The 1,676-nt window shown below is 68.7% G+C and carries 1 protein-coding gene and 1 pseudogene; both read right to left on the bottom strand.

Annotated features, from left to right (window positions below; genetic code table 11):
- A pseudogene (locus RTM68_RS18660) lies at positions 1 to 728 on the bottom strand (phenylalanine--tRNA ligase subunit beta); the annotation flags it as partial.
- A partial coding sequence (gene pheS, locus RTM68_RS18655) for a phenylalanine--tRNA ligase subunit alpha (RefSeq protein WP_312173815.1) occupies positions 728 to 1,676 on the bottom strand: 949 nt, incomplete at its 5' end. The gene pheS and the pseudogene RTM68_RS18660, both read right to left, overlap by 1 nt.

The raw sequence follows: 1,676 nt of genomic DNA, 5'->3' as shown, positions 1-1,676 counted from the left end.
CGCGCGGGGTCGACACCGCGCACGACGCGGGTCACGAACTCGCTGGCCCCCACCCGGCCGCGCACCGGCGCGGTGTCGTCGATGATCGCGGTGTGGCCCGATCCGGGCTGCAGCTCGGCGAAATCCCGCTCGGCCGGGTCGCGGAACGCCGCGCCCGTGGCGTGCGAGTACTCGCGAGCCACGCCGCGCAGCGAGAACGCGTATCCGCGGTCGGGCGTGACGTTGATCTCGACAGCGACGTCGTCGAGCCCGAGCAGTGAGATCGCGTCGGTGCCGACCGGCGCATCGATACCGAGGTCGGCCAACACCAGGATGCCGTTGTGCTCGTCGCCGAGCCCCAGCTCCCGCGCCGAGGCGATCATGCCGTCGGACACGTGGCCGTACGTCTTGCGCGCGGCGATCGGGAAGGGACCGGGCAGCACGGCGCCGGGCAGGGTCACGACGACCTTGTCTCCCGCGACGAAGTTGTGCGCACCGCAGACGATGCCGCGAACGCCACCGTGCTCCTCGCCGACATCGACCTGGCACCAGTTGATCGTCTTGCCGTTCGACTGGGGCTCCGGGTCGAGCGAGACGACCTGACCGACGACCACGGGTCCCGAGATCTCGAAACCGTGGACGTCCTCTTCTTCGAAGCCGACGGACACCATCGCTTCGAAGACATCGTCGGGCGAGGCATCCTCCGCCAGATCGACGTACTCACGCAGCCACGAAAGAGGGACGCGCATCACACCACCATCCCGTACTGCTCACTGAAACGGACATCGCCCTCGGCCATGTCCCTCATGTCCTGGACGTCGCTGCGGAACATGAGCGCCCGTTCGACGCCCATGCCGAAGGCGAAGCCGCTGTAGACGTCGGGGTCGATGCCCGCGGCGCGCAGGACATTGGGGTTGACCATTCCGCAGCCGCCCCACTCGATCCAGCGCGCGCCGCCCTTGAAGGTCGGGTGCCACAGGTCGAGCTCGGCGGACGGCTCGGTGAAGGGGAAGAAGTTCGTGCGGAAGCGCGTCTTCGCCTCGGGCCCGAAGAGCTGTCGGGCGACGTGGTCGAGGGTGCCCTTGAGGTGCGCCATCGAGATGCCCTTGTCGATCACGAGTCCCTCGAACTGCGTGAACACCGGCAGGTGCGTCGCGTCGAACTCGTCGGTGCGGTACACCCGGCCCGGGCAGAGCACGTAGATCGGCACGTCGCGGTCGAGCATCGAGCGCACCTGCACGGGGCTCGTGTGCGTGCGCATCACGAGGTGACGCGAGGCGGGATCGACGTAGAAGGTGTCCTGCTCCTGGCGAGCGGGGTGATCGACGTCGAAGTTCAGCGCGTCGAAGTTGAACCACTCGTGCTCGAGCTCGGGACCCTCGGCGATCTCCCACCCCATGCCGACGAAGATGTCGGAGATCTGCTCACTGAGCAGGGTGAGCGGATGCCGGGCGCCGACGCGTGTGCGAGAGGAGACCGCGGTGATGTCGACCCGCTCGGCGTCGAGACGCGCGGCGACCTCCGCCGCGGCGAGCTCGGCCTCTTTGGCCGCCAGTGCCTTCGTGACCTGGCCGCGGCCCTGGCCGACGAGCTTGCCGAACGCCGCCTTGTTCTCGGGGGAGACCTGACGCATCGATGCGTTGAGGACGGCCAGTGGCGATCCGTCGGCGACGTGCGCTGCGCGGGCCGCTTTCAGC

The organism is Microbacterium sp. (assembly GCF_031988965.1).
Classification (GTDB): domain Bacteria; phylum Actinomycetota; class Actinomycetes; order Actinomycetales; family Microbacteriaceae; genus Microbacterium.
The sequence above is the reverse complement of the archived record's forward strand: the minus strand, read 5'-3'. Positions and strand labels throughout refer to the sequence as shown.